Source organism: Blautia caecimuris (assembly GCF_024622975.1).
Taxonomy (GTDB): Bacteria; Bacillota; Clostridia; order Lachnospirales; family Lachnospiraceae; genus Blautia_A; species Blautia_A caecimuris.
This window is the reverse complement of sequence record NZ_JANJZT010000070.1, coordinates 1-3939: the sequence shown is the minus strand read 5'-3', so window position 1 is coordinate 3939 and position 3939 is coordinate 1. Positions and strand designations below refer to the sequence as shown.

Genomic DNA, 3939 nt, shown 5'->3' with positions numbered 1-3939 from the left:
TAGGCATTTTTTAAAAGTTGTTTATAATGATATATTACAAAACAGGTGACTGTGGATAAAACTGCGGAAACTCAAGAGATCATGAAACTGAAAGCTGACTAATGTGAAGGAATGACAGGGGATGGTGTAAGCCGTCCCCTGCTTTGATCGAATCAGGGAAGGTTTCAAGTTTGAAAAACAACAAGCAGTGGTGGAGCGTTCGCTGGTTTGAAAATCAGATCAGCCAGGCGGCGAGCACGAAGAATGATGAACGAAATGGAAACAGGAAAATCTGCGGGAGGTGACGGGATGTCCTGGGTGGTTCATGAGGATATGAAGATTGAGATGACAAAGGGGGATACGCCTTCTTTTGCGTTCCAGGCATTTCTGCCGGACGGATCGGAGTATGAGTTTGAGGAAGGCGATTCCGTAGTATTTGCGGCGAAGCGGAATAAGGCGGATCCGGAGCCAGCGGTACGGATCGAGGCTGATGTGAAGGAGAAGGTGATCAGATTCTCAGAGGAAGATACAAAACATCTGGAACTGGGAAAATATATCTGGGAGCTGTCCTTAAACAAGAGCAGCGGTTACCGGTGTACATTTATTGCAAATAAGATTTTGAAACTGACGGTGGAGGTGGCGTGATGGAGCAGCTGACGGGAACCATGAGCAGTGTTCCTAATTCAAATAATTATGAAAATATGAGCCATAAGCCGCAGATCAATGGTGTGGAGCTGACCGGAAATAAAACTTCGGAAGAACTGGGGCTTGGCGGCGGTGAAGTGACCAGGAAGGAACTGGAAGATGCCTTAAGGAATAAGGTGGATAAGGAAACTGGGAAAGGACTTTCCAGTAATGATTTTGGGAACAGTGAAAAATCCAAGCTGGAGGGGATTGAGGAAGGCGCACAGAAGAATGTGCCGGTACCGTCAAAGGTAAGTGAATTGGAAAATGACAGTAAATTCCAGACCGAGGAACAGGTACAGGAGATAAGGAAGACGGTGGAGGAACTGGGCAGGCGGATGGATGAACTGACGGATGGAAATGAGGTGGCGTACTGATGGCAAATGTGCTTGTAAATGAGAAAACACTGAAAGCTATTGCAGATGCGGTGCGTGCCCAGGGTGGTACTTCTGCCCTGATGAAACCAGGAGAGATCCCGGATGCAGTGAGCAGGATCCCGTCAGGCGGAAGTGCTGCGGATATGTCCCTGCCGGTCCGGTTCTTTGATTATGATGGAACCCTGCTGTACAGCTTTTCCCTTGAGGAGCTTGCAGGGCTGGAACGACTGCCGGATCTTCCGTTTCACGAAGGATTGGTCTGTAAGGGCTGGAACTGGTCGCTGGAGGATCTGAAAGCAACAAACCGGGAAATGAATGTAGCTGCCCAGTATGTTACGGATGACGGGGCCACAAGGTTTTATGTGACGCTGGATGAAGATATGCTGGAGTCGCAGGTTTCTTTTGGTCAGAGTTTCAGTAACGGTGTGAAGGTGGACTGGGGTGATGGAAGTGAACTGGAAACAGCAGAAGGATGGAATTATAACAGGATTACCCTGACACACCGGTACCAGAAAGCAGGGGAGTATGTGCTTCGGTTTCTGCCACAGGAAGACAATATGGTTATGTTTATGGGAAGTTACAGCGAGGGGTCTTATGTTTTTACAGCAGGAAAGAAAAGTAAAGAGGAAAACATGAAGTATCTGTCAGCAGTGAGGAAAATTGAAGTGGGAAGGAATGTGAAAGAACTGGCTTCCTATTGTTTCTGCTGCTTTTCAAGACTGGAGACGGTCACACTGGAAAAAACAGACGGTCTGTTTGGAAATGGGATTGTAAAGTGCTGTTATGGCCTGAAATTTTTGGGAATTCCGGACAATCTGGAATCAATTCCAAGATATTTGTGCGAGCAGTGCATAAGCCTGAAAAATGTATCTGTTCCGAACGGAATAGTCACAATCCCTGATAATGCATTTTCGGAATGTCATTCTCTGGAAAAGATCACTATGCCGGAGACAGTCACATCGCTTGGAAAATTTGCCCTGAATGAGTGTCTGGCCATGAAAGAACTGTATCTTCCAGAGAAAGTATCTGCTATTGAGGGCAGCATATTCAGAAAAGACTGGCTTCTGGAAGGAATCCGGCTTACAGATGGCATAACGGAAATTCCGGACAATGCTTTTTCAGGATGTCATATGCTGACAGAACTGGTAATTCCTGCGGCTGTGACGGCAATCACCAAGTATGCATTTGAGAACTGTAAAGGAATGAAACGGTATTATTTTCTTCCGGTTTTACCGCCGAAGCTTTCCGGGGCAACTGTATTCAATGGGATTCCGGAGGATTGTAAGATCTATGTGCCGAAAGGAAGCCTGGAGGCTTATCAGACGGCGGACAGCTGGAGTAATTTTGCTTCCTATATGGTGGAAATGGAAGGTGATGTTCCGTGATCGTGACAGTAAAGGAAATGAAGAATTACCTGCGGGTGGATTTTGACGATGATGATGTGCTGCTTTCTGATCTGATCGAGCAGGGGCAGCAGATCTGCATGGACGTGGCAAGGATTACGGATGAGGATGAGTTTGAAGATCTGCAGGGGACGAAGATTGCCGTGCAGTATGCGGCTGCCTATCTGTATGAACACAGGGAGGACGCGGATCACCATCAGCTGGTGATGGATCTGCGGAGCCTGCTGTTCGGAGTGAGAAAACCGGGATTCTGAGAAAATATCCGTGAAATGGAAATGAAAACCGGATGCAGGAAATGGTTCTGGTGAATATTGTTATGAAGGATGGAATTGGTGGGTGTCATGGATGTTGGATTGATGAATGAAAAGGTGATTTTTCAGAAGTGTTCTGTTGTGAAGGACGGGATCGGAAATCACAGGAATGAGTGGACAGAGGATTACTGCTGTTTTGCTACGATAGGCGGTGAGGGGCTTGCCAGTTCCAGGGAAGCGGAAACCGCAGGGACTGTGGTGGAGGATGTGGGAATGACTGTGACGGTGCGGTACTGTAAAAAGACTGCAGGCATCCGGTCTGTTACCCACAGGATCCTGTTTCGTGATCAGGTGTATGACATTGTGAGTGTGGATCATCTGAATTATAAGAAGAAGTGTCTGAAATTCACATGCAGGAAGGTCCGGAGGTGAGAGCATGGCAGGTGACAGATGTACAGTCAGCCAGATGGCAGATGTGATCATGGAAGGACTGGAAGAGTATGCACAGCTTGCTGCGGATGATATGAAAAAAGCGGTAAAGAAGGCAGGGACACAGGCAAGGAAGGATATCCAGGAGAATGCCCCTGTGAAGACCGGTGCCTATGCAAAGAGCTGGGCGGCGAAGACCACGAAGGAAACTGCCAATGCAATGGAGATCGTGGTGTATTCCAGGAACAGGTACCAGCTGGCACATCTGCTGGAGTTCGGTCATGCGCTGAGAAAAGGCGGCAGGACAAGGGCGTTTCCCCATATTGCGCCTGCTGAGGAAAGGGCTGCACAGACTCTGGAACGGGAAGTGGAGAAGGCACTGGGGTGATGGCAGGAGGTGAAAGCATATGACACTGGAAGAACTGGCAGGGATGCTGGAAGAGACGGGATTTCCTTTTGCCTATGACCATTTTGCGGAAGGGGAAAGCCCGGATCCGCCGTTTATCTGTTATCTGCTTCCAGGAAGTGATAATTTTGCGGCAGACGGGCGGGTATATTTCCGGATCAGTGAAGTAAGAATAGAGCTTTACACGGACCGGAAGGATCCCGTGGCAGAAGCTCTGGTGGAAACAGTTCTGGATGATGCCGGGATTTTTTATAATAAGTCGGAGGTCTGGATCCAGAGCGAAAAGCTGTATGAGGTGCTGTACAGTATGGAACTGTAATGATTTGTTTAGTGATGGAGCTTCCTGTATAATAAAAAATGTGGATGTTGAAAATTGAAAATACCTCAGAGTACAATAAGACTACTGACTG

General features: G+C 47.7%; 7 protein-coding genes. All 7 read left to right on the top strand.

The annotated features are described in order from the left end of the window. Positions 1–243 precede the first annotated feature (243 nt). The gene (locus NSA57_RS19235; RefSeq protein WP_257465828.1) at positions 244–624 is read left to right on the top strand and encodes a hypothetical protein; all 381 of its coding nucleotides are present in this window, start codon (positions 244–246) and stop codon (positions 622–624) included. Further along, on the top strand, positions 624–1040 hold the full coding sequence (locus NSA57_RS19230) for a hypothetical protein (RefSeq protein ID WP_257465827.1): 417 nt from the start codon (positions 624–626) through the stop codon (positions 1038–1040). The genes NSA57_RS19235 and NSA57_RS19230 overlap by 1 nt, the downstream gene beginning before the upstream one ends. Further along, positions 1040–2425: a leucine-rich repeat domain-containing protein gene (locus NSA57_RS19225; RefSeq protein ID WP_257465826.1), complete on the top strand. Its 1386-nt coding sequence runs from the start codon at positions 1040–1042 to the stop codon at positions 2423–2425. Before NSA57_RS19230 ends, NSA57_RS19225 begins: the two co-directional genes overlap by 1 nt. Continuing rightward, positions 2422–2697: a head-tail connector protein gene (locus NSA57_RS19220; RefSeq protein WP_257465825.1), complete on the top strand. Its 276-nt coding sequence runs from the start codon at positions 2422–2424 to the stop codon at positions 2695–2697. The genes NSA57_RS19225 and NSA57_RS19220 overlap by 4 nt, the downstream gene beginning before the upstream one ends. A gap of 87 nt (positions 2698–2784) precedes the next feature. Further along, entirely contained in the window at positions 2785–3126 is a 342-nt protein-coding gene (locus tag NSA57_RS19215) for a phage head closure protein (protein WP_257465824.1), read from the top strand. Positions 3127–3130: 4 nt separating this feature from the next. Then, positions 3131–3511 carry an HK97 gp10 family phage protein gene (locus NSA57_RS19210; RefSeq protein ID WP_257465823.1) on the top strand — a complete coding sequence of 127 codons (381 nt, stop codon included), beginning with the start codon at positions 3131–3133 and terminating at the stop codon, positions 3509–3511. 19 nt (positions 3512–3530) lie between these two features. Continuing rightward, positions 3531–3848, top strand: coding sequence for a hypothetical protein (locus NSA57_RS19205; protein WP_257465822.1), 318 nt, complete (start codon positions 3531–3533; stop codon positions 3846–3848). Positions 3849–3939 lie beyond the last annotated feature (91 nt).